Origin of the sequence: Enterobacter sp. MGH 38 (assembly GCF_000492855.1) — a bacterium.
In the GTDB taxonomy this organism is placed as follows: Bacteria; Pseudomonadota; Gammaproteobacteria; order Enterobacterales; family Enterobacteriaceae; genus Enterobacter; species Enterobacter hormaechei_C.
This window is the reverse complement of sequence record NZ_KI535608.1, coordinates 2,211,739-2,234,731: the sequence shown is the minus strand read 5'-3', so window position 1 is coordinate 2,234,731 and position 22,993 is coordinate 2,211,739. Positions and strand designations below refer to the sequence as shown.

Genomic DNA, 22,993 nt, shown 5'->3' with positions numbered 1-22,993 from the left:
GCCGGGCAAACGCAGTGCCGCCCGGCATTCAACACTCGAGCCGATACACCCAGTCGTCATACCGTACGCCGTTAATCTCGTACGCCTTCTCCAGCACCTGCGTGCGCACAAAACCCGCTTTCTCAAGGACCCGCACCGACCCGACGTTATCCGCCAGCACGTACGCGTTTATCGCCTTCACGCCCGTCTGGTTAAATGCATACTCACACACCGCGCGCAGCGCTTCGCTGGCAATGCCTTTTCCCTGCGCGGCAGGCACAACCGTGTAGCCAATATCCGCCTCTTCACGGTTCGCCGCACTGATTTGCAGGCCGATATCCCCGAGCGGCGTAACGTCGTTATGCAGACGGATCACAAAGACATGCTCCGCCATCAGGCGTGCGGCAAATACGCGGCGCGTCTCTTTTTCCGGTGTAATAGCGGCCATATAGCGCATGATGGCGGGGTCTTCGCGCAGAGAGCGGAAGAATGCCCAGTCAGAAGGTTCGAAAGGGGTGAGGTTAAGCCGGGTTGTGGTGATGGTTGCCATAGTTACGCCATATCATCCAGACATGGCGTATAACTCTAACATATTCACTGCACCACATCCCCCAGCGCCTCTTCCAGGTCATACCAGCGGAACGTAAACCCGGCCGCTTCCAGCCGTTTTGGCAGCGCGCGCTGCCCGCCCAGTACCAGCACCGAAGACTCACCCATCAGCAGACGAATCGCCGTCGCAGGCACGCGCAGCACCGCCGGGCGATGCAGGGCATGACCCAGGGCATGAGCAAATTGCTCATTACGTACCGGATACGGAGAGACCATGTTAAACGGCCCACGCAGGTCGTTATCCAGCAGCCAGAGAATACCGTTGACCATATCGTCGATATGGATCCACGCCAGATACTGACGACCGTTTCCGATGGGCCCGCCAAGCCCCATTTTAAACGGCGGCAACATTTTACCGAGAATACCGCCTTTCGGAGCAAGCACCACGCCGGTGCGCAGCAGGCAGACGCGGGTGTTATCGCTCTGCGCCCCGCAGGCGATACGCTCCCATTGGGCGCAGAGTTTATGGGTAAACTCGTTGTGCGGCGGCTCTTCTTCGGTCACCACCACTTCACCAAGATCGCCATAGTAGCCTGTAGCAGAGCCTGAAATCAGCACCGAGGGCGGCGTCTCGCTGTTGCGAATCAGCTCAACCAGCCTTTCGGTCATATTCCAGCGACTGCTGCATAAACGCTGTTTTTGCTCTTCGGTCCAGCGTTTATCGGCGATTGGTTCGCCTGCAAGGTTGATGACGGCGTCAAAGCCGTTCAGATCCTGCCTTTCCGCCAGGCCTTTCCAGATCTCAACGCCGGTGCCCAGCACCTGGCGCGCTTTCTCCGGGCTGCGCGTGACCACGGTAATGTCGTGATGCAACGCCTGCAAACGTGGAATGAGATGGCGACCAATCAGGCCCGTACCGCCGGTGAGCAGGATCTTCATACAACCTCCAGGTTTACGCCTGGCGCTGCCAGCTTAACGTCATGGAGACGGAGTCGGCGTAGCGCAGGGCGTGAAGTTTATCGATCTCCACTTCAGCATAAGTGACCCAGTGGTGTTCGCGTGCGATGTCGAGCACATCCTGAGTTAATTTTTCCAGTAGCGCAAAACGGTTGTTCTCAACGTACTGGATGATGCTTTTGGTGATCGTGCGATAGTTCAACGCGTCATTGATGTCTTCGCTGGCGCGCGCCTTGTCTGCCGGATAGTGGATCACTACATTCACCACGATATCCTGGCGATTCGCGATCTCCTCCTCTTTGATACCAATGAAAGTGCGTAAGCGTAAGTTTTTTATACGAATAATAGCGTCATGCTGGGACATTGCAGGTCTTCTCCGTGTCAGTATTTTCACCTCATCATACATGAGGAGAACACCTGCACCCAACGGGGCGCAGGATCAAATCTGATGGATTTTTTGCATGGCGCGTTCGGTGGCCGGGCGGGTCCGGATGCGCTCAAACCAGTTGTTCACCGCCGGATAAGTGGCCAGGTCGATCCGGTGGCGTTCATGGGTGTTGATCCACGGCCAGCAGGCGATATCTGCGATGCTGTAATGCTCACCTCCCAGCCACGGTGATTTTTCCAGCCGACGGTTCAGTACCCCGTACAGGCGCTGGGTTTCGACCTGATATCGCTCAATGGCGTAAGGGATCGTCTGCGGCGCATAGGCCGTAAAGTGGTGATTCTGCCCCAGCATCGGCCCGAGGCCGCTCGACTGCCAGAATAACCATTGCAGCGTGTGATGACGCTCGCGCAACTCACCGCTCAGGAGCTTGCCGGTTTTCTCTGCCAGATAGAGCAAAATCTCTCCGGACTCAAACAGGCTTAACGGTTTGCCGCCGTCAGAGGGCAGGTTATCAATGATGGCCGGAATTTTATTGTTGGGCGAGATGGCCAGAAAAACGGGGCGGAACTGGTCGCCTTTACTGATATCCACGCGAATGATCCGGTAGTCCACTTCGGCTTCTTCAAGAAAGAGTGTGATCTTATGGCCATTAGGGGTGGGGGCATAATAGAGATCTATCATTCTCAACTCCTGTCAGTGCGAATAGTGTTGCCATGAAAAATCAGTATAGGTGCTTGTTGTAAATCGTGAGTTTTCATCAAGTGACAGCGAGGCAAAGAGATTATATGTTGAGTGAAAACCGATCAGCCGAAGAGGATGTTATGAGCCAGCCTGTAATAACGTTGTGGTCCGATGCGAACATTTTTTCTCCTTATGTCATGAGCGTTTATGTGGCGCTGGCAGAAAAGGGGCTTACTTTTACTCTGAAAACCGTTGACCTGGACAGCGGCGAACACCTGAAGCCTCAGTGGCAGGGCTACGCGCTCACCCGCCGAGTCCCTGTGCTGGAGATCGACGGTTTTGAGTTGAGTGAATCTTCGGCGATTGACGAGTACCTTGAGGACCGCTTTGCCCCGCCTGAGTGGGAACGCATCTATCCTCACGATCTGCAAAAGCGCGCCCGCGCCCGCCAGATCCAGGCGTGGCTGCGTAGCGACCTGGTGCCGATTCGCACAGAACGCTCCACGGACGTGGTGTTCGCTGGCGTCAAAAAGCCCGCCCTCAGTGAGGAAGGCTTATCCAGCGCCCGGAAGCTGATTGAAACTGCGTCATCGCTGCTGGCGCAGGGTAACCCCAACCTGTTTGGCGAGTGGTGTATTGCCGACACCGATCTGGCGCTGATGCTCAATCGCCTGATCCTCAACGGGGATGACGTCCCACAACTGCTGGTGGATTACGCCACATTCCAGTGGCAACGCGCGTCGGTACAGCGCTATCTGGCACTCTCTGCTAAGCGCGCGGGCTGATAAGACGGGACGCTTGAGGTATGATAGGGGCAGTCTGTATTCCCGAGGAGTAACTGATGAAACTGATGTTTGCGTCGGATATTCATGGATCGCTGCCCGCGACCGAACGCGTGCTTTCTCTGTTCGCCCAAAGCGGGGCGCAGTGGCTGGTGATCCTGGGCGATGTGTTAAACCACGGCCCACGCAATGCGTTGCCGGAAGGCTATGCTCCCGCACAGGTGGCGGAAAAACTTAATCATTTTGCCTCGCGCATTATCGCCGTTCGCGGCAACTGTGACAGTGAAGTTGACCAGATGCTGCTGCATTTTCCCATTACCGCTCCCTGGCAACAGGTGTTGATGGAAAACAGCCGTTTGTTCCTGACCCACGGGCACCTGTTCGGCCCGGATAACCTGCCGTCACTCGCCGCTGGCGATGTCCTGGTTTATGGTCATACTCATATTCCGGTGGCGGAAAAGCGCGGGGCGTTTTATCACTTTAACCCCGGGTCTGTCAGCATTCCTAAAGGCGGCAACCCGGCAAGCTACGGCATGTATGAAGACGGGACATTAAGCGTTATCGCACTTAATGATCAGCAAGTTATTGCGCAGATAGCGATTAATCCGTAAGTTACACCACAACTGCAAACGCGCCGAAAGAGCGCTTAGACGAGAAGGTTTCCCGATGGTGGAGCAGAATCATTTGGCAAGTACTGAATGGGTTGACATTGTCAGCGAAGAAAATGAAGTGATCGCGCAGGCCAGCCGCGAACAAATGCGTGCGGAACGTCTGCGTCACCGCGCGACGTACATCGTTGTTCATGACGGCATGGGCAAGATTCTGGTCCAGCGTCGCACCGACACCAAAGATTTTCTTCCTGGTATGCTGGATGCCACAGCGGGTGGCGTCGTGCAGGCCGATGAAGTGCTGCTGGATTCCGCGCGTCGTGAAGCGGAAGAAGAGTTAGGTATCGCTGGTGTGCCGTTTGCCGAGCACGGGCAGTTTTATTTTGAAGATGAGCATTGCCGCGTCTGGGGCGGGCTGTTTAGCTGCGTTTCCCATGGGCCTTTCGCCTTGCAGGAAGAGGAAGTGAGCGAAGTCAGCTGGATGACGCCGGAAGAGATTACCGCGCGTTGCGACGAATTCACTCCGGATTCCCTTAAAGCACTGGCGCTGTGGATGACCCGCAACGCCAAAAACGAATCCGCTAAACCGGAAAATAAGGCGGAAAAAGAGGAAGAGGCTGAGTAAGCCTTAACAGCTTTCCCGCAGACACAGGCTGGACGCGATGGGTTTATGGTCGCGCCAGTCTCCGTCATTAAGACGTTCCAGTAACGCTTTCCCGGCTTCAATCCCAATCTTGCGATGCGGTACTGCCATCGTCGTCAGCGGCGGCTGACAGACGCGACTGACGTCGCTGTCGCCAAAACCTACGACCGCTAAATCGTCCGGCACCTTGATGCGCCGACGCTGGCACTCATACAGCGCGCCGCAGGCCAGTTCATCTGACACGCACACCAGCGCATCCAGCTCCGGCCACGCCAGCAGGAACTCTGGCAATTGTGCCGCGCCGGTGGAGAAGTTCGGCGGCATGGCGGCATTAATCACTCTGTTCGGCGCCAGGTGGTGGCGCAGCATCGCCTTGTACCAGCCCTGCAAATGCTGCTGAAAAATCCACTGTTCCTGGTTAGCGCACAGCAGGCCGATATTCTGGTAGCCGCGCTGAATCACCATCTCGGTAAGTTCATACATGGCGGCGACGTTATCAATCCCGATATTCATATCAATCGGATCGGCACGCATTGCACCCATTTCCATCACCGGGATAGAGGCATTTTTTAGCCAGTGTCGCACGGTATCGGAGTGCTCGACGCTGAGCAGTATCGCCGCGGCGATGTTCGAGGCCAACAGCGTTTCAAGCAGTTTCTCTTCCTGTTCAAGACGATGCTGAGATTCCGCCAGCATGATCTGATATCCGGCTGGCTGGAGCACCTGCTGTAGCCCGGCGAACATCTCGGAACAGCCAGCTTCGGAAAGATTGGGTACAACCATCGCAATCGTCCATGACGATGCCGATGCCAGTGCGCTGGCGGCAAGATTGGGCATGTATCCCAGCTCCTGCACCGCGGCTTCAATTTTTTCACGCAGTTTATCGGAAACCTGTTCGGGCGTGCGGAGGGCACGGGAAACAGTCATCGTGCCGACGCCGGCAAGCTGCGCGACATCCGCGAGCGTTACTTTTCCGGTACTGCGCCGTTTTCGGGTTAAAGACATACATCTTCCTGCTGACAGGACGCGATTCAGTTTCATCCTTCATTTTACGTGACAGGCAGTATACGCCTTAAATCCCTTTTTTTGCTGTGATTTCGCACCATGATAGTAATTTGATAGCGCTATCACAGTTCTGCATGTTAGTTGTTGGTAGCGCTATCTTTGTGATCGCGATCGCAGTCATTAATTGATGGGTTGAATAGAGTTTGCCCATGTCTTGTCTTTAGCGGGAGTGAAAAATGCTCAAAAAGTGGATATATGATACAACCATCATCCTACAGGATAGCGTTGAAAGCTGGCCCCAGGCGCTGGAACTGTGCGCGAAACCGCTGCTGGATTTGCAGGTCATTGCGCCGGAATATGTCACGGCTATCATCGAGCAGCATCACACGTTAGGTCCCTACTATGTGCTGGCTCCAGGGCTGGCAATGCCCCATGCGCGACCGGAAGAAGGGGCGAAAGGACTTGGCCTGTCATTATTAAAACTGAAACAGGGTGTCTCTTTTGGTGCCGGTGAGTTTGACCCCGTCGATGTGATTGTGATGCTGGCGGCGCCGGACAAGCATAGCCATATCGAAATGATCTCAGCCTTAGCGGAATTATTTTCCAGCGACGAAGATATGGCTGAATTACATCGGGCGAATACGCTGGAGGAGATAAAAACCATCATCGATCGCTTCTGATTTAATTATTTAATCCGATTCATCTCAACATTACGCGTCAGCGTGATGGGGCGTACTCTACTCAAAAAAGGGGATAACAATGAAAATCATGGCTATTTGCGGCTCCGGCCTGGGCAGCAGTTTTATGGTCGAAATGAATATTAAAAAGGTGCTCAAAAAACTGGAAATTGAGGCCGAGGTTGAACACTCCGATCTCTCCTCGGCTACGCCGGGCGCGGCGGACCTGTTTGTAATGGCGAAAGACATTGCCGCAAGCGCCAGCGTGCCGGAAAGCCAGCTGGTGGTGATCAACAATATCATCGATATTAACGAACTCGAAGCGCAGTTGCGCGCCTGGTTCGAAAGACAATAATCCTGATAAGGCGAGGTGGATATGTTTATCCTTGAAACGCTGAACTTCGTTGTTGATATTTTAAAAGTCCCTTCAGTGCTGGTCGGTTTAATTGCCCTGATTGGTCTTGTGGCGCAGAAAAAAGCCTTTTCGGATGTGGTAAAAGGCACAATTAAAACCATTCTCGGCTTTATTGTACTGGGCGGCGGCGCAACCGTGCTGGTGGGCTCATTAAATCCGCTCGGCGGTATGTTTGAGCACGCCTTTAATATTCAGGGCATTATTCCCAACAATGAAGCTATTGTGTCGATTGCCCTGGAAAAATATGGCGCTTCCACCGCGCTCATTATGGCCTTCGGGATGGTGGCGAATATTATTGTTGCGCGCTTTACCCGCCTGAAATACATCTTCCTCACCGGGCATCACACCTTCTACATGGCATGCATGATTGGCGTGATCCTGACGGTTGCAGGCTTCGAGGGGGTCGGGCTGGTCTTTACCGGCTCGTTGATCCTCGGCCTGATTATGGCCTTCTTCCCGGCGATTGCGCAGCGCTATATGAAGCGTATTACCGGCAACGATGAGATCGCCTTCGGTCATTTCGGCACGCTGGGCTACGTGCTGTCCGGCTGGATTGGCAGCAAGGTCGGTAAAGGTTCGCGCTCCACCGAAGAGATGAACCTGCCGAAGAACCTTAGCTTCCTGCGTGACAGTTCAATCTCCATCTCCCTGACCATGATGATTATCTACCTGATCATGGCGGTGAGCGCCGGACGTGAGTACGTGGAGGCCACCTTCAGCGGCGGCCAAAACTACCTGGTGTACGCCATCATTATGGCCATCACCTTCGCGGCAGGCGTGTTCATCATCTTGCAGGGCGTGCGCCTGATTCTGGCGGAAATCGTCCCGGCCTTTACTGGCTTCTCGGAAAAACTGGTGCCCAATGCGCGGCCTGCGCTGGACTGCCCGGTAGTCTACCCGTATGCGCCAAACGCGGTGCTGATTGGCTTCCTGTTTAGTTTCCTCGGCGGGATTGTGGGCTTGTTCATCTGCGGTCAGTTTAGCTGGGTGCTGATCCTGCCGGGCGTCGTGCCGCATTTCTTCACCGGTGCAACGGCGGGCGTGTTTGGTAACGCCACCGGTGGACGCCGCGGGGCAATGATTGGCGCCTTTGCTAACGGCCTGCTGATCACCTTCCTCCCGGTCCTGCTGCTGCCTGTTCTGGGCGCAATTGGCTTTGCGAATACGACCTTCTCGGACGCTGATTTTGGTGCGGTCGGGATTGTGCTGGGCAACCTGGCGCGCTTCCTGTCGCCGTTTGCCATCACCGGACTGGTTGTTGTGTTGTTCGCGCTGCTGGTGGCCTACAACGTCTTCGCTAAAAACAAACCTGCCAGCGGTAACGCGCAGGAAAACCCCGGAGCCAAATCATGAATGAGAATGAAATAACCGAACTGGCGCGTCAGATTCGCCTTGAGACGCTGAAATCCCTTACGCAGCTGGGTTTTGGGCACTACGGCGGCAGCATGTCAGTCGTTGAAACGCTGGCGGTGCTGTACGGCGCGGTGATGAAAATTGACCCGGCCGATCCGGACTGGCCAGAGCGCGATTACTTTGTGCTGTCGAAAGGCCATGCGGGCCCGGCGCTGTACAGTACGCTGGCGATTAAGGGCTACTTCCCGATTGACGAGCTGAGCACGCTGAACCAGAACGGGACGCGTCTGCCAAGTCACCCGGATCGCCTGAAAACACGCGGCGTGGATGCCACCACCGGATCACTGGGGCAGGGGATCTCCATTGCTGGCGGCATGGCGCTGTCGCACAAGCTGGCAGGAAGGCCAAACCGGGTGTTCTGTATCGTCGGTGACGGGGAGCTGAACGAAGGACAGTGCTGGGAAGCCTTCCAGTTTATTGCTCACCATCGACTGAACAACCTGACGGTATTCGTGGACTGGAACAAACAGCAGCTCGACGGCGAGCTGGACGAAATCATCAGCGCCTTCGACCTGGAAGGCAAATTCCGCGCCTTTGGTTTTGACGTGGTAACGGTGAAAGGGGATGACATTCCGGCGCTGCTGGAGGTGACCGCGCCGATCCCTGCGGCCGATGCGCGTCCGCGGGTGGTGATCCTCGACAGCATCAAAGGGCAGGGGGTGCCATACCTGGAACAGCTCAGCAACTCGCATCACCTGCGATTAACTGAGGAGAGCAAAGCGGCGCTCAACGAGACGATTCGCCAACTGGAGGCTTCACATGATTAAGGTTGCACCGACAGGACAGAAAGATGCCGTTGAGATGCGTAAGGTCTACGCGGGTTTTGTGGCAAAACAGATTGAGGCCGGGAGCGAGATTATTGCGCTCGAAGCGGATCTGATGAGTTCGATGGCGATGGACGGCGTAGCGCGTGATTATCCACAGCACGTCATCAACTGCGGCATTATGGAGGCTAACGTGATTGGGACGGCCGCCGGGCTGTCGCTCACCGGACGTAAGCCGTTCGTCCATACCTTTACCGCCTTTGCCAGCCGTCGCTGCTTCGACCAGCTGTTTATGTCCCTGGACTACCAGCGCAATAACGTGAAGGTGATTGCCTCGGATGCGGGCGTGACGGCCTGCCACAACGGCGGGACGCATATGTCGTTCGAGGACATGGGCATCGTGCGCGGTCTGGCGCATTCAGTGGTGCTGGAGGTGACCGATGCGGTGATGTTCGAAGATGTGCTGCGTCAGCTTATCGACCTGGAAGGCTTCTACTGGGTGAGGACCATCCGTAAACAGGCCCCGAGCGTGTATGCCCCGGGGTCAACCTTCACCATCGGCAAGGGCAACGTGCTGCGCGAGGGAACCGATATTACCTTGATTGCTAACGGCATTATGGTGGCGGAAGCGCTGGAGGCGGCGCGCCAGCTGGAGCAGGAGGGGGTAAGCGCAGCGGTCATCGACATGTTTACCCTGAAGCCTATCGATCGGATGCTGGTGAAAAACTATGCCGAGAAAACCGGGCGTATTGTGACCTGCGAAAACCACAGCATTCACAACGGGCTGGGGTCGGCGGTGGCGGAAGTGCTGGTGGAAACCTGTCCGGTGCCCCTGCGTCGGGTGGGGGTGAAGGAACGATATGGTCAGGTGGGCACGCAGGATTTCTTGCAAAAGGAGTATGGCCTGACGGCACATGACATTGTGTCGGCGGCGCGGGAGCTGTTGTAATAAAAAAAGACGACCGTGTGGTCGCCTTTTTGTTGCCCGGTGGCGCTGGCGCTTACCGGGCCTACGGTCCTGTAGGCCGGATAAGCGAAGCGCCATCCGGCAAAACATTACTGCTGTTGCGAAGACTGGATCGCCGTCAGCGCGATGGTGTAGACGATATCGTCAACCAGCGCACCACGGGACAGGTCGTTCACAGGTTTGCGCATGCCTTGCAGCATTGGCCCGATGGAGATCAGGTCTGCTGAACGCTGTACCGCTTTATAGGTGGTGTTACCGGTGTTCAGATCCGGGAAGATGAACACGGTAGCACGACCTGCAACCGGCGAGTTTGGCGCTTTGGATTTCGCCACGTCAGCCATTACCGCGGCATCGTACTGGAGCGGGCCGTCGATCATCAGATCCGGACGTTTTTCCTGCGCAATGCGGGTCGCTTCACGGACTTTCTCTACGTCACTGCCTGCACCAGAGGTACCGGTGGAGTATGAGAGCATCGCGACGCGCGGTTCGATACCGAAGGCAATCGCGGAGTCCGCAGACTGGATAGCGATTTCTGCCAGCTGCTCTGCGGTTGGATCCGGGTTGATCGCGCAGTCGCCGTAAACATAAACCTGTTCAGGCAGCAGCATGAAAAACACGGAGGAGACCAGAGAGCTGCCCGGTGCGGTTTTGATCAACTGCAACGGTGGACGGATGGTGTTCGCGGTGGTGTGAACCGCACCGGAAACCAGACCGTCAACTTCGTCCTGCTCCAGCATCAGCGTACCCAGCACGACGTTGTCTTCCAGCTGCTCGCGCGCAACGGCTTCGGTCATGCCCTTGTTCTTACGCAGTTCAACCAGGCGAGCAACGTAGCTTTCGCGAACCACTTCCGGGTCAACGATCTCAATGCCAGCGCCCAGCTCAACGCCCTGAGACGCCGCAACGCGGTTGATCTCATCCGGGTTACCCAGCAGCACACAGGTCGCGATACCGCGTTCTGCACAGATGGCTGCCGCTTTAACGGTACGTGGTTCGTCGCCTTCTGGCAGAACCACGCGTTTGCCCGCTTTACGCGCCAGCTCGGTCAGCTGGTAACGGAAGGCTGGAGGAGACAGACGACGGCTGCGCTCGGAGGTCGCAGTCAGGGATTCGATCCAGTCCGCATTGATGTAGCCCGCAACGTATTCCTGAACTTTCTCGATACGCTCGTGGTCATCAACCGGCACTTCGAGGTTGAAGCTTTGCAGGCTCAGGGAGGTCTGCCAGGTGTTGGTGTTCACCATGAAGACTGGCAGGCCAGTGGCGAACGCACGCTCGCACAGCTTGCTGATACGCGCGTCCATTTCATAGCCGCCGGTCAGCAGAATTGCACCGATTTCCACGCCGTTCATTGCAGCCAGGCACGCTGCAACCAGCACGTCTGGACGGTCAGCAGAGGTCACCAGCAGTGAACCTGCGCGGAAGTGTTCCAGCATGTGTGGAATGCTACGTGCGCAGAAGGTTACGGACTTCACGCGGCGGGTGTTGATATCGCCTTCGTTGATCACGGTGGCGTTCAGGTGACGCGCCATATCGATTGCACGGGTGGCAATCAGATCGAAGCTCCATGGCACCGCGCCCAGAACAGGCAGCGGGCTGGAATCCTGCAACTTAGCCGGGTCAACTTTGATGACTTTCGCTTTGGAGGAGTCGTCAAAAATTTCGGACAGGTCAGGACGCGTACGGCCCTGCTCATCTACTGGCGCGTTCAGCTTGTTAACAATCACGCCGGTGATGCTGGTGTTTTTCGCACCGCCGAAGCTGCTGCGCGTCAGTTCGATACGCTCTTTCAGCTGCTCTGGGGTATCCGTGCCCTGAGACATCACAAAAACGATCTCTGCGTTCAGGGTTTTCGCGATTTCAAAGTTCAGAGACTGGGCAAACTGGTGTTTACGGGTCGGGACCAGGCCTTCAACCAGCACCACTTCCGCGTCCTGCGCGTTTGCGTGGTAGTTGGCAATGATCTCTTCCATCAGCACGTCTTTCTGGTTGCTGGAGAGCAGAGATTCAACGTGGCTCATCTTCAACGGTTCAGCCGCTGGCAGATTGGAGTTCTTGCGAACGATGGTGGTGGTCTGGTCTGGCGCATCGCCACCGGCACGTGGCTGGGCGATAGGCTTAAAGACGCTCAGACGAACGCCTTTGCGTTCCATAGCGCGGATCACGCCGAGGCTGACGCTGGTCAGGCCGACGCTGGTTCCGGTAGGGATCAGCATAATAGTACGGGACACGGTTTATCCTCTTTCGTTACCGCCGCGTTGGGCGGGTTACAAAACAGCACCGCCAGCATTGCTGGCGGTGTGGAATCAGGCAGTCAGGCGGTGTGCGTCTTGCGCGATGACCAGCTCTTCGTTAGTTGGAATAACGATAGCAGGGCGGGTGCCTTCTTTGTTGATGAAGCCAGACTTGCCGAAGCGGGCAGCCAGGTTACGCTCATGATCAACTTCGAAGCCCAGAACGCCCAGTTTGCCCAGGGACAGTTCACGTACCATTGCCGCGTTCTCACCGATACCACCGGTGAAGATAACAGCATCCAGACGGCCTTCCATCAGCGCGGTGTAAGAACCGATGTACTTCGCCAGGCGGTGGCAATAAACGTCCATTGCACGTTTAGCGTCAGCTTTTTCTGCGTAGTTGTCTTCAACGTAACGGCAGTCGCTGGTGACCTCGGTCAGGCCCAGCAGGCCAGACTCTTTGGTCAGCATTTTGTTGATGTCGTCAACGCTCATGCCCAGGGTGTCGTGCAGGTGGAAGATGATCGCCGGGTCGATATCACCGGAACGGGTACCCATCACCAGACCTTCCAGCGGGGTCAGACCCATAGAGGTGTCAACACACTTACCGTTGCGGATAGCGGAAACAGAACCACCGTTGCCCAGGTGGCAGGTGATAATGTTGACTTCTTCAACCGGCTTGTTCAGCACTTTTGCGGCTTCCTGGGTCACATAGAAGTGGCTGGTACCGTGAGCGCCGTAACGACGGACGCCGTGCTCTTTGTACAGGCTGTATGGCAGGGCATAGAGGTAAGACTCTTCCGGCATGGTCTGATGGAACGCAGTATCAAACACGGCCACGTTTTTGTCTTTCAGACTCGGGAAGGATTTCAGTGCTTCAGCGATACCGATCAGGTGAGCCGGGTTATGCAGCGGTGCGAAAGACGCAGAGTCTTTGATGCCCTGAATCACGGAGTCGTCGATTACCACGGAACTGGTGTATTTTTCGCCGCCGTGGACGATACGGTGACCAATTGCGGTCAGCTGAGCAGACAGTTCTGGTTTTTGTGCCAGAATAGTGTTAACGATAAAGTTCAGCGCTTCACTGTGAGCGGCGCCTGCACCTAAAGCCGCTTCTTGTTTGCTGCCGTCCATCTTCCACTTGATACGTGCTTCAGGCAGATGGAAACATTCGGCCAAACCAGAGAGGTACTCGTCACCGTTGAGCGCATCGATGATGGCGAATTTCAGTGAGGAGCTACCGCAGTTCAGAACCAGTACTAACTTACTCGACATGGAAGTACCTATTATTGATACGTGGCTAAAAAAACGTCAGTGAGTCTAAAAGCGTAACGCATGCTGACCCAGACATTTATGATTAACATCATGCCAAACGAACATTCTGGCAGGATGAAAGAAATACCTATGATTTTAAGCCATTTTGAACATTTTTCAGACAATGGCATAATATGCGATAATTTGACGAGTTAACGCTTATCGTCTACGGCCCTATCAGGCTGGCACAGGATACCCGATACGGGGTAGCGATGACAAAATATTTTGAACGTTGTCATAGCCTGTTGTGGTTTTGCACGAAAATTTTAATTTTTATATGTGAAGTTGAGGTACAGCCATGTCGACACCCGAAATCCCGTCCGTGAACTTTTTTAGTCTGTTTCGTCGGGGACAGCATTACGCAAAGACATGGCCGATGGAAAAGCGCCTCGCGCCCATGTTTATTGAAAATCGCACTATTCGCGCCACGCGCTATGCGATTCGCTTTATGCCCCCGATTGCCGTTTTTACCCTGTGCTGGCAGATAGCGTTAGGTGGGCAGCTTGGCCCTGCCGTCGCGACGGCGCTCTTTGCGTTAAGCCTGCCGATGCAGGGGCTATGGTGGTTAGGTAAACGTTCCGTCACGCCACTTCCGCCTTCTATTTTACACTGGTTTTATGAAGTGCGTGGAAAACTGGAAGAGGCTGGCCAGGCGCTGGCACCGGTTGAAGGTAATCCGGACTATCAGGCGCTGGCGGATACCCTCAAGCGTGCGTTTAAACAGCTTGATAAAACATTCCTCGATGACTTGTGATTGATCATCGAAACGACGACCAAAAGAAGGCACAGTAACAATCAGTTACCGTGTCTTTTTTTTACAGTGCAATGCGCTACAGGAGTCGAAAGATGGAAATGACCCATGCTCAACGTCTGATTTTGTCTAACCAGTACAAGATGATGACTATGCTTGATCCCGATAACGCTGCGCGCTACAGCCGCCTGCAAACCATTGTTGAACGTGGTTTTGGCTTGCAGATGCGCGAACTGGATCGCGAATTTGGCGAACTGAAAGAGGAAACCTGCCGTATCGTTATCGACATCATGGAGATGTACCATGCGCTGCATGTGTCCTGGACCAATCTGAAAGACCAGCAGACCATTGACGAGCGCCGCGTGACGTTCCTGGGCTTTGATGCTGCGACGGAAGCGCGCTATCTGAGCTATGTACGCTTTATGGTGAATACCGAAGGTCGCTACACCCATTTTGATGCGGGTACGCACGGCTTCAACGCCCAGACCCCGATGTGGGATAAGTATCAACGTATGCTGAGCGCGTGGCACGCCTGTCCGCGCCAGTACCATTTAAGCAGCAACGAAATTCAACAAATCATTAATGCCTGACGGAGGTGCGTGTGCAGTGTAAAGGTTTTCTGTTTGATCTGGACGGTACGCTGGTGGATTCGCTGCCGGTGGTGGAGCGCTCGTGGTGCCACTGGGCCGACCGGCACGGCATTGACCATCAGGACGTACTGAATTTCATCCATGGCAAACAGGCCATTACCTCATTGCGGCACTTCCTGGCGGGACGTTCTGAGGAAGAGATTCAGGCGGAGTTCCGCTATCTTGAGCAGATTGAAGCTACCGATACCGAGGGTATCACCGCGCTGCCCGGTGCGCGTGAACTGCTTGAGCACCTGAATGAAGCGCAGATCCCGTGGGCTATCGTCACCTCCGGCTCGGTTCCCGTCGCGCATGCACGCCATAAAGCGGCAGGTTTGCCGACGCCGGACGTCTTCATTACCGCTGAGCGCGTGAAGCGCGGCAAGCCTGAACCGGATGCGTTCCTGCTCGGCGCTGAACTGCTCGGCCTTGCGCCAGCAGAGTGCGTGGTGGTGGAAGACGCGGCGGCAGGCGTGCTGGCCGGGCTGAACGCCGGCAGCCACGTCATTGCCGTTAACGTCCCGGCGGGTTCCCCCCGGCTGGAGGAGGCGGATTTCGTGCTTAACACCCTGACCGCCATCGACGTCTCGAAGGCGTCAGACGGAGTTGTAACCGTCTCGCTAAAAATGTAATCCCATGATATAGCCCCGCATTACCGGGGCTTTTTTATGGCAGAATTGCTTCTCCTCCACTGACAAGGACATGTTGTGAACGGTGAACTGATTTGGGTCCTGAGCCTGCTGTTAATCGCCATCATTCTTTTTGCCACGGGCAAGGTGCGCATGGATGCCGTCGCCCTGTTTGTGATTGTCGCATTCGTTCTAAGCGGTACCCTTTCCCTGCCGGAAGCCTTTTCCGGGTTTAGCGATCCCAACGTTATTTTGATTGCCGCTCTGTTTATTATTGGCGACGGGCTGGTCCGCACCGGCGTGGCGACAATGATGGGGTCGTGGCTGGTGAAAGTGGCGGGCAGCAGCGAAACCAAAATGCTGATTTACCTGATGCTGACGGTCGCCGGGCTGGGCGCGTTTATGAGCTCTACGGGCGTCGTGGCCATCTTTATTCCGGTCGTGCTGAGCGTCTGCATGAGGATGCAGATCTCCCCTTCGCGGCTGATGATGCCGTTGAGCTTCGCCGGGCTCATCAGCGGCATGATGACGCTGGTCGCGACGCCGCCGAACCTCGTCGTGAACAGCGAACTGATCCGTGAGGGGCTTGAGGGGTTTAGCTTTTTCAGCGTTACGCCGATCGGGCTGGTGGTACTGGTGATGGGCATTATCTATATGCTATTGACCCGTTTTGCGCTGAAAGGGGAGAAGCAGGATAAAGCCAAAGAGGGCTGGAAGCGGCGCTCTTTCCGCGATCTGATTAAAGAGTATCGTCTGACCGGGCGTGCCCGACGTCTGGCTATCCGCCCGGGGTCGCCTATGGTGGGGCAGCGGCTGGATGACCTTAAGCTACGCGAACGCTATGGCGCGAACGTCATCGGGGTTGAGCGCTGGCGTCGTTTTCGTCGGGTGATCGTTAACGTGAACGGGGTGTCAGAGTTTCGCGCGCGTGACGTCCTGCTGATTGATATGTCCACCGCAGACGTGGATCTGCGGGAGTTTTGTAGTGAGCAGCTGCTGGAGCCGATGGTCCTGCGCGGCGAGTATTTCTCTGACCAGGCGCTGGATGTGGGAATGGCCGAGGTGTCGCTGATCCCGGAATCGGAGTTATTGGGCAAAACCGTGCGTGAAATCGGCTTTCGTACCCGCTATGGCCTCAACGTGGTAGGCCTGAAGCGCGATGGCGTAGCCCTTGAAGGGGCGGTGGTGGATGAGCCGATCCTGCTGGGGGATATCTTCCTCGTGGTCGGCAACTGGAAACTGATTAGCCAGCTCGGGCAGAAAGGCCGCGATTTTGTGGTGCTAAATATGCCGATTGAAGAGAGCGATGCATCACCGGCGCACAGCCAGGCGCCCCATGCAATTTTTTGCCTGGTATTGATGGTTGCCCTGATGCTGACGGACGAGATCCCTAACCCGGTGGCGGCAATAATCGCCTGTCTGTTAATGGGCAAATTCCGCTGTATCGACGCCGAAAGCGCTTACAAAGCGATTCACTGGCCGAGCATCATTCTCATCGTCGGGATGATGCCCTTCGCCCTGGCGCTACAGAAAACCGGCGGGGTGGATTTGATCGTAAAAGGCTTAATGGACGCGGGCGGGGGATATGGTCCGTACCTGATGATGGTTTGCCTGTTCGTCATGTGCGCCACCATTGGTTTGTTCATCTCCAATACCGCAACGGCGGTGCTGATGGCGCCCATTGCGCTGGCGATGGCAAAATCGATGGGCGTTTCGCCGTATCCGTTTGCGATGATGGTTGCGATGGCGGCGTCCGCGGCATTTATGACGCCGGTCTCTTCCCCGGTCAATACGCTGGTGCTGGGGCCCGGGAATTATAGGTTCAGTGATTTCGTGAAGCTGGGTGTGCCGTTCACCGTGCTGGTAATGCTGGTATGCGTGGTGTTAATTCCGGTGTTATTCCCGTTTTAGCGTGAGTGCAGAAACGTAGGCCGGGTAAGGCGGAGCCGCCACCCGGCAAAAAACTACAGCGGCGAATCCTGGCTAATCTCATCCAGTGACAAATGGAAGCTCGGCACAAACACGCGCATAAAGTAGTCCATCTCTTCGCTGCGACGAGATTCCAGCGTTTTTTCCAGACGCGTTTTTGCCAGTAAAAATTCGTTATTCCCGGCGGACAGCTCTTCCAGACACTTCAGGTAGGCGCACAGCGCATCGGCCTGCTTAACCAGGGATTTCTCCTCTTCCGTATACTGATGCTCGTCGATCAGCGGCCCGAAGATATCGCGCAGCTCTTCAGGCACCATGTCGATCAGCTTCTGCTGGGCAATCTTCTCAATAGCTTTATATTCCTGGGCAATCTGCGAGTTGAAATATTTCACCGGCGTAGGCAGATCGCCGGTCAGCACTTCCGATGCATCGTGGTACATCGCCAGCAGGGCGATACGTTCGGCATTCACCTGCCCGTTGAATTTGCGGTTTTTAATCGCGGCCAGCGCGTGCGCGACCATGGCAACCTGTAAACTGTGCTCAGACACATTTTCAGTGCGCACGTTGCGCATCAGCGGCCAGCGGTTGATGAGTTTCAGGCGGGAGAGGTGGGCAAAGAAATGACTCTGACTCATAGGTTACCTTATGTCTTCACTGCGACAGACTTCATTGTGCGGGGAGGGGAGGGAAGATGCAAATTTGCGGATGTTGCAGGCCGGGTAAGCGCAGCGCTACCCGGCGGATAGTCAGCGCTACTGATGGTACCCGGAGAGGAAGCGCCCGAAGCGGCTGATGGCCATTTCGAGATCGTCTTCGCGCGGCAGGGTGACGATACGCACGTGATCCGGCCACGGCCAGTTAAACGCCGTACCCTGAACCAGCAGCACTTTTTCCTGCAACAGGAAGTCGAGCACCATTTTCTGGTCGTCGTGAATATTAAAGCGCTTCGCGTCGATTTTCGGGAACATGTACAGCGCGCCGTTAGGCTTCACGCAGGAGACGCCCGGAATATCATTAATCAATTCCCATGCACGGTTGCGCTGTTCATACAGGCGGCCGCCTGGAACGATAAACTCGCTGATGCTTTGATAGCCGCCGAGTGCTGTCTGGATCGCATGTTGCGCCGGTACGTTGGCGCACAGACGCATGGATGCCAGCATCTCCAGCCCTTCAATGTAGCCTTTCGCATGTTTTTTCGGACCGTTCAGTACCATCCAGCCCTGACGGAAACCGGCAACGCGGTAAGTTTTAGACAGTCCGTTAAAGGTGACCGTTAGCAGATCGGGTGCCAGCGCGGCGATAGAGTGGTGCTGCGCCGCGTCGTACAGGATCTTGTCGTAAATCTCGTCGGCAAAGATGATCAGGTTGTGCTGGCGGGCGATCTCGACGATCTCCATCAGCAGCTCTTTTGAATAGACCGCGCCCGTCGGGTTATTCGGGTTAATGATCACGATACCCCGGGTGCGCGGGGTAATTTTGGCGCGAATATCATCCAGATCCGGGAACCAGTCAGAGGATTCGTCGCACAGGTAGTGCACCGCTTTACCGCTGGACAGGGACACCGCAGCCGTCCACAGCGGATAATCTGGGGCAGGAACCAGCATTTCATCGCCGCTGTTCAGGAGCGCCTGCATCGCCTGAACGATCAGTTCCGAGACACCGTTGCCAATGTAGATATCTTCAACGGTGACGTCGCGCATACCGCGAGCCTGATAGTGCTGCATGATGGCTTTACGGGCGGAGTAAAGCCCTTTTGAATCGCAGTAGCCTTGTGCAGTGGGCAGGTTACGGATCACATCCACCAGGATCTCATCCGGCGCTTCAAAACCAAATGGCGCGGGGTTGCCGATGTTGAGTTTCAGAACCTTATTGCCTTCCTCTTCAAGGCGTTTTGCCTCTTTGAGTACCGGGCCACGGATGTCGTAACAGACGTTGTCGAGCTTACTGGATTTTTCGATAGGGGACATGAACCTTTAACCTTTTCGCTATTATTGCAACTTCCTGCCGTGGAAGTGTGCACGGAACAATGTACTCCCCCCGCGCTTCGTTTTGAAGGGCGCACAGAAGAAGATTTCGTTCCACCGGGGAATGTCGCTGTGATCGCTTACTCTAACGAGGGAGTGATTTTGTGCCTGAATTTATCGTAATAAAGGTTATTAATGGGTTTTTTATGCTAAAATTTGCATGTAACTATGAATTTTATTCTGGTGTAAATAAAAAGACGATTCGGGCTGATGCATTAGTCCCCCTGAGTGATCATTCGTAAAACCTGAATGCTGAGATACCGATTGCCATATTAGCAAAGCCAGGCTAAAAGTTACTCATGTGAAATTAATGTTAAGGGTTATTAATGAATGGCCTGAATCTAAATTAAACTTTATTTATTATTAACGACGAAAATGCAACTTTCGTTAATTTTAATAAAAAGAGTGTAGTTGCTTATCATTGGCGGTAACTCCTTAATATTGCAATAAGACTTATAAATATAGTGGATTTGGGTTAAGATGTGTTTCGGGAATGCAGCATAGCGATAGGCCTGTTACGTATATCGGCTTCTGCTTTTCTGTATTAATCGATTGTTATTGTTAAAGTTATCTCTGGCTGATTGGGTAAGTCACATCTTGCGACGCTGGCAACGCTGCGATATAGATGGCAGAAAACATGTCTTACTCTTTATGGTATTTACATCGACCTGCAAACAACGAAATATCCTGGACGCAAGAGAATAAAAATAACGTCATGAAACGTGATTTCTGACTGGTGATATACCGCAGTACAATAACTATCTGTCAGGCAGTCTGCCGGGCCGGGATGCGAGGGAAACTCTTCAGAAGGAATTGCTTAACTGTTACACACAGCTTCAACCCGGGCAGCTCCGCACGAGCAACCTGAAAGTGAAAAGATATGATAAATGCAAATCGTCCGATAATGAATCTCGACCTCGATCTGCTGAGAACGTTTGTTGCGGTCGCCGATCTCAACACTTTTGCAGCAGCTGCTGCCGCCGTTTGCCGTACCCAGTCCGCCGTGAGTCAGCAAATGCAGCGGCTGGAACAACTGGTTGGTAAAGAGCTTTTTGCGCGTCATGGACGTAATAAGCTTTTAACAGAACATGGTATTCAGCTTCTGGGGTATGCCAGAAAGATACTGCGCTTTAATGATGAAGCCTGTATGTCATTAATGTTTAGCAACCTTCAGGGAGTGTTAACATTAGGGGCGTCAGATGAATCAGCAGATACCATTTTACCCTTCCTTCTCAACCGAATTAGCTCGGTTTATCCGAAGCTTGCCCTGGACGTTAGCGTTAAACGCAATGCCTTCATGGTTGAGATGCTGACAGAAAACGAGGTTGACCTGGTGGTCACCACGCATCGACCTGGCCAGTTTGACAGCCTGACGCTGCGTACTTCTCCAACGCACTGGTACTGTGCCGCGGAGTATGTATTGCAGAAAGGTGAGCCGATACCCCTTGTCCTGCTGGATGATCCCAGTCCGTTCCGCGATATGGTGCTGGCAGCACTCAACGAAGCCAGTATTCCATGGCGCCTGGCGTACGTGGCGTCAACCTTGCCCGCAGTGCGAGCGGCGGTGAAGGCTGGGCTTGGCGTAACGGCCCGTCCGGTGGAAATGATGAGCCCCGATCTGCGTGTGCTGGGTCAATCCGAGGGACTCCCGTCGTTGCCGGATACGGAGTACCTGCTGTGCCATAACGCCGCCAGCAACAACGAGCTGGCAAAAGTGGTATTCGAGGCAATGGAAAACTACCACAATCCATGGCAGTACGCGGCTGTTACTCCCGAAGGAGGGGATGACTCCCTGATTGTGGAAGGGGATTTTGAGTGATCATTCCCTCAAAATTCTCGTAACAAAATGTAAGTGCAAAAAAGAGCCACTCGCATGATTTTTTCCTGCGAGTGGTTTTTTTTGCTATTCATAACCGCGGGCGGAGCAGGGATAAAGCAAATACCGCTTATTTATCAATGCAGAAAATGCTTTTGATTAAGATGTAAACAAGACCTGTTCTAACTTACCTCATACCCCACCGATGTTAAAAAAACAGGAAATATGTTGCTGTTTTTTTGATTGAATTAACAAAAGCGTGTCTCAGATCAAGAAAATACTCCCATTTGGGGGGAGGAATCGTTGGCAAATCCTGTCAAAATAGGAGGGTTATTTTTTTTACTTCCAAAACGGACACGATTCAACAAGATGCATTTGACGGAAAGTCATGTACCCACCAGGGTTAAAGGGCACCAAATGTTAATGAGAATCGCACGTTGTAATTTAATGTGAAGAAACCTTTGTTAAAGTTGACAAAAGGTTATAGAAAGGAGTAAAAAACCCCATCATTTTGCTGTCTATGTCTCATTTCTGACAGTTAGTGTAAGGTTATTTTGTTCCTCCCCATGAATCGATGTGATGCCCATCTGCCAGCAAGAGCAGTGTCGTCGGTATCACTTTTGATGAGTAAGCAATGAGTATGTCAACATCCACAGAAGTCATCGCTCATCACTGGGCATTCGCAATCTTTCTTATTGTAGCCATTGGCCTGTGCTGCCTGATGTTAGTCGGCGGCTGGTTCCTGGGCGGTCGCGCCCGCGCAAGGCACAAAAACACACCTTTCGAATCAGGTATTGATTCAGTAGGTACCGCTCGCTTACGCCTGTCTGCCAAGTTTTACCTGGTAGCCATGTTCTTCGTCATTTTTGACGTGGAAGCGCTTTACCTCTTCGCGTGGTCTACCTCCATTCGCGAAAGTGGTTGGGTGGGCTTTGTCGAGGCCGCAATTTTCATTTTAGTGTTACTGGCCGGTCTGGTTTATCTGGTGCGTATTGGCGCGCTGGACTGGACACCTGTGCGTTCACGCCGTGAACACATCAACCCGGAAAACAGTATCTCTAATCGTCAGCAGTAACAGCGAGGCAATAAGATGGATTATACGCTCACCCGCATAGATCCTAACGGTGAGAATGACCGTTACCCCCTGCAAAAACAGGAGATCGTAACCGACCCCCTGGAGCAAGAAGTCAACAAAAGCGTGTACATGGGCAAGCTCGAACATGCCATGCACGACATGGTCAACTGGGGTCGTAAGAACTCCATCTGGCCATACAACTTTGGCCTTTCTTGCTGCTACGTTGAAATGGTGACGTCATTCACTGCGGTGCATGACGTTGCGCGTTTTGGGGCCGAGGTACTGCGTGCTTCTCCGCGTCAGGCTGACCTGATGGTGGTGGCAGGGACCTGCTTTACCAAGATGGCACCGGTTATTCAGCGTCTTTATGACCAGATGCTGGAGCCAAAATGGGTTATCTCCATGGGCGCATGTGCAAACTCCGGCGGTATGTACGACATTTATTCCGTTGTGCAGGGCGTTGATAAGTTCATTCCGGTGGATGTGTACATCCCGGGTTGCCCGCCGCGTCCAGAGGCCTATATGCAGGCGCTGATGCTGCTCCAGGAGTCAATTGGTAAAGAACGCCGCCCGCTTTCATGGGTTGTTGGCGATCAGGGTGTCTATCGCGCGAACATGCAGTCTGAGCGCGAGCGTAAACGTGGTGAACGTATTGCCGTCACCAACCTGCGTACGCCTGACGAAATTTAATTTGCGCCTGTGGGCCTGGAGAACACCTTCGCATATCACTACTCAAATAGCGCGAAGCCAGGCTTAACAGTCAC

The 22,993-nt window shown here is 54.2% G+C and carries 24 protein-coding genes; 15 read left to right on the top strand and 9 right to left on the bottom strand.

Annotated features, from left to right (window positions below):
• Positions 1 to 28: 28 nt before the first annotated feature.
• The 4 genes from L384_RS01110 to yfcG form a co-directional block, all read right to left on the bottom strand.
• Positions 29 to 529: a GNAT family N-acetyltransferase gene (locus L384_RS01110; protein ID WP_023325002.1), complete on the bottom strand. Its 501-nt coding sequence runs from the start codon at positions 527 to 529 to the stop codon at positions 29 to 31.
• Between the two features lie 44 nt (positions 530 to 573).
• The gene (locus tag L384_RS01115) at positions 574 to 1,467 is read right to left on the bottom strand and encodes a TIGR01777 family oxidoreductase (RefSeq protein WP_003861430.1); all 894 of its coding nucleotides are present in this window, start codon (positions 1,465 to 1,467) and stop codon (positions 574 to 576) included.
• A gap of 13 nt (positions 1,468 to 1,480) precedes the next feature.
• Positions 1,481 to 1,849: a dihydroneopterin triphosphate 2'-epimerase gene (folX, locus tag L384_RS01120; RefSeq protein WP_003861432.1), complete on the bottom strand. Its 369-nt coding sequence runs from the start codon at positions 1,847 to 1,849 to the stop codon at positions 1,481 to 1,483.
• 75 nt (positions 1,850 to 1,924) lie between these two features.
• Positions 1,925 to 2,554, bottom strand: a complete 630-nt coding sequence (gene yfcG / locus L384_RS01125; RefSeq protein WP_003861434.1) for a GSH-dependent disulfide bond oxidoreductase — start codon at positions 2,552 to 2,554, stop codon at positions 1,925 to 1,927.
• Positions 2,555 to 2,694: 140 nt separating this feature from the next.
• Between yfcG and yfcF the strand changes: the two genes are divergently transcribed.
• The 3 genes from yfcF to yfcD are packed head-to-tail and all read left to right on the top strand — an operon-like array spanning position 2,695 to position 4,569.
• The gene (gene yfcF / locus L384_RS01130; RefSeq protein WP_023325001.1) at positions 2,695 to 3,339 is read left to right on the top strand and encodes a glutathione transferase; all 645 of its coding nucleotides are present in this window, start codon (positions 2,695 to 2,697) and stop codon (positions 3,337 to 3,339) included.
• 56 nt (positions 3,340 to 3,395) lie between these two features.
• Positions 3,396 to 3,947, top strand: a complete 552-nt coding sequence (gene yfcE, locus L384_RS01135; RefSeq protein WP_017692997.1) for a phosphodiesterase — start codon at positions 3,396 to 3,398, stop codon at positions 3,945 to 3,947.
• A 55-nt stretch (positions 3,948 to 4,002) separates the two neighbouring features.
• Complete coding sequence (gene yfcD, locus L384_RS01140) at positions 4,003 to 4,569, top strand: NUDIX hydrolase YfcD (RefSeq protein ID WP_003861439.1); 567 nt, start codon at positions 4,003 to 4,005, stop codon at positions 4,567 to 4,569.
• A 3-nt stretch (positions 4,570 to 4,572) separates the two neighbouring features.
• Here the strand turns inward: yfcD and L384_RS01145 are convergent, their stop codons facing one another.
• Positions 4,573 to 5,592, bottom strand: a complete 1,020-nt coding sequence (locus tag L384_RS01145) for a LacI family DNA-binding transcriptional regulator (protein ID WP_003861441.1) — start codon at positions 5,590 to 5,592, stop codon at positions 4,573 to 4,575.
• 236 nt (positions 5,593 to 5,828) lie between these two features.
• Between L384_RS01145 and L384_RS01150 the strand changes: the two genes are divergently transcribed.
• From L384_RS01150 to L384_RS01170, 5 genes are all read left to right on the top strand, one after another.
• Positions 5,829 to 6,272, top strand: coding sequence for a PTS sugar transporter subunit IIA (locus L384_RS01150; RefSeq protein ID WP_022651541.1), 444 nt, complete (start codon positions 5,829 to 5,831; stop codon positions 6,270 to 6,272).
• Positions 6,273 to 6,351: 79 nt separating this feature from the next.
• Positions 6,352 to 6,624 carry a PTS sugar transporter subunit IIB gene (locus L384_RS01155; protein WP_003861447.1) on the top strand — a complete coding sequence of 91 codons (273 nt, stop codon included), beginning with the start codon at positions 6,352 to 6,354 and terminating at the stop codon, positions 6,622 to 6,624.
• Positions 6,625 to 6,645: 21 nt separating this feature from the next.
• Positions 6,646 to 8,037 carry a PTS ascorbate transporter subunit IIC gene (locus L384_RS01160; RefSeq protein WP_022651540.1) on the top strand — a complete coding sequence of 464 codons (1,392 nt, stop codon included), beginning with the start codon at positions 6,646 to 6,648 and terminating at the stop codon, positions 8,035 to 8,037.
• A complete protein-coding gene (locus tag L384_RS01165; RefSeq protein WP_022651539.1) occupies positions 8,034 to 8,864 on the top strand; it encodes a transketolase in 831 nt (276 codons plus the stop codon). The genes L384_RS01160 and L384_RS01165 overlap by 4 nt, the downstream gene beginning before the upstream one ends.
• Positions 8,857 to 9,810, top strand: a complete 954-nt coding sequence (locus L384_RS01170; protein WP_003861452.1) for a transketolase family protein — start codon at positions 8,857 to 8,859, stop codon at positions 9,808 to 9,810. Before L384_RS01165 ends, L384_RS01170 begins: the two co-directional genes overlap by 8 nt.
• A 107-nt stretch (positions 9,811 to 9,917) precedes the next feature.
• On the opposite strand, the gene pta is transcribed toward L384_RS01170, so the two are convergent.
• Both pta and ackA read right to left on the bottom strand, forming a co-directional pair.
• The gene (gene pta, locus L384_RS01175) at positions 9,918 to 12,059 is read right to left on the bottom strand and encodes a phosphate acetyltransferase (RefSeq protein WP_022651538.1); all 2,142 of its coding nucleotides are present in this window, start codon (positions 12,057 to 12,059) and stop codon (positions 9,918 to 9,920) included.
• Positions 12,060 to 12,134: 75 nt separating this feature from the next.
• Positions 12,135 to 13,337: an acetate kinase gene (ackA, locus tag L384_RS01180; RefSeq protein WP_015572267.1), complete on the bottom strand. Its 1,203-nt coding sequence runs from the start codon at positions 13,335 to 13,337 to the stop codon at positions 12,135 to 12,137.
• 337 nt (positions 13,338 to 13,674) lie between these two features.
• Here ackA and yfbV point away from each other — a divergent pair, with 337 nt between their 5' ends.
• The 4 genes from yfbV (at position 13,675) to L384_RS01200 (ending at position 17,296) form a co-directional block, all read left to right on the top strand.
• Positions 13,675 to 14,130: a terminus macrodomain insulation protein YfbV gene (yfbV, locus tag L384_RS01185; protein ID WP_023325000.1), complete on the top strand. Its 456-nt coding sequence runs from the start codon at positions 13,675 to 13,677 to the stop codon at positions 14,128 to 14,130.
• 92 nt (positions 14,131 to 14,222) lie between these two features.
• Positions 14,223 to 14,717 carry a YfbU family protein gene (locus L384_RS01190; protein ID WP_003861461.1) on the top strand — a complete coding sequence of 165 codons (495 nt, stop codon included), beginning with the start codon at positions 14,223 to 14,225 and terminating at the stop codon, positions 14,715 to 14,717.
• A gap of 11 nt (positions 14,718 to 14,728) precedes the next feature.
• On the top strand, positions 14,729 to 15,388 hold the full coding sequence (locus L384_RS01195; protein WP_003861463.1) for a sugar phosphatase: 660 nt from the start codon (positions 14,729 to 14,731) through the stop codon (positions 15,386 to 15,388).
• 75 nt (positions 15,389 to 15,463) lie between these two features.
• On the top strand, positions 15,464 to 17,296 hold the full coding sequence (locus L384_RS01200) for an SLC13 family permease (RefSeq protein WP_023314585.1): 1,833 nt from the start codon (positions 15,464 to 15,466) through the stop codon (positions 17,294 to 17,296).
• 53 nt (positions 17,297 to 17,349) lie between these two features.
• On the opposite strand, the gene yfbR is transcribed toward L384_RS01200, so the two are convergent.
• On the bottom strand, positions 17,350 to 17,949 hold the full coding sequence (gene yfbR, locus L384_RS01205) for a 5'-deoxynucleotidase (protein ID WP_003861468.1): 600 nt from the start codon (positions 17,947 to 17,949) through the stop codon (positions 17,350 to 17,352).
• A gap of 117 nt (positions 17,950 to 18,066) precedes the next feature.
• On the bottom strand, positions 18,067 to 19,281 hold the full coding sequence (gene alaA, locus L384_RS01210; RefSeq protein WP_003861471.1) for an alanine transaminase AlaA: 1,215 nt from the start codon (positions 19,279 to 19,281) through the stop codon (positions 18,067 to 18,069).
• Positions 19,282 to 20,218: 937 nt separating this feature from the next.
• Here alaA and lrhA point away from each other — a divergent pair.
• From lrhA to nuoB, 3 genes are all read left to right on the top strand, one after another.
• On the top strand, positions 20,219 to 21,157 hold the full coding sequence (gene lrhA / locus L384_RS01215) for a transcriptional regulator LrhA (RefSeq protein WP_003861473.1): 939 nt from the start codon (positions 20,219 to 20,221) through the stop codon (positions 21,155 to 21,157).
• A gap of 631 nt (positions 21,158 to 21,788) precedes the next feature.
• The gene (gene nuoA, locus L384_RS01220) at positions 21,789 to 22,229 is read left to right on the top strand and encodes an NADH-quinone oxidoreductase subunit NuoA (protein WP_003861475.1); all 441 of its coding nucleotides are present in this window, start codon (positions 21,789 to 21,791) and stop codon (positions 22,227 to 22,229) included.
• 15 nt (positions 22,230 to 22,244) lie between these two features.
• Positions 22,245 to 22,919, top strand: coding sequence for an NADH-quinone oxidoreductase subunit NuoB (gene nuoB, locus L384_RS01225; RefSeq protein ID WP_003861482.1), 675 nt, complete (start codon positions 22,245 to 22,247; stop codon positions 22,917 to 22,919).
• The last annotated feature ends 74 nt before the right edge of the window (positions 22,920 to 22,993 follow it).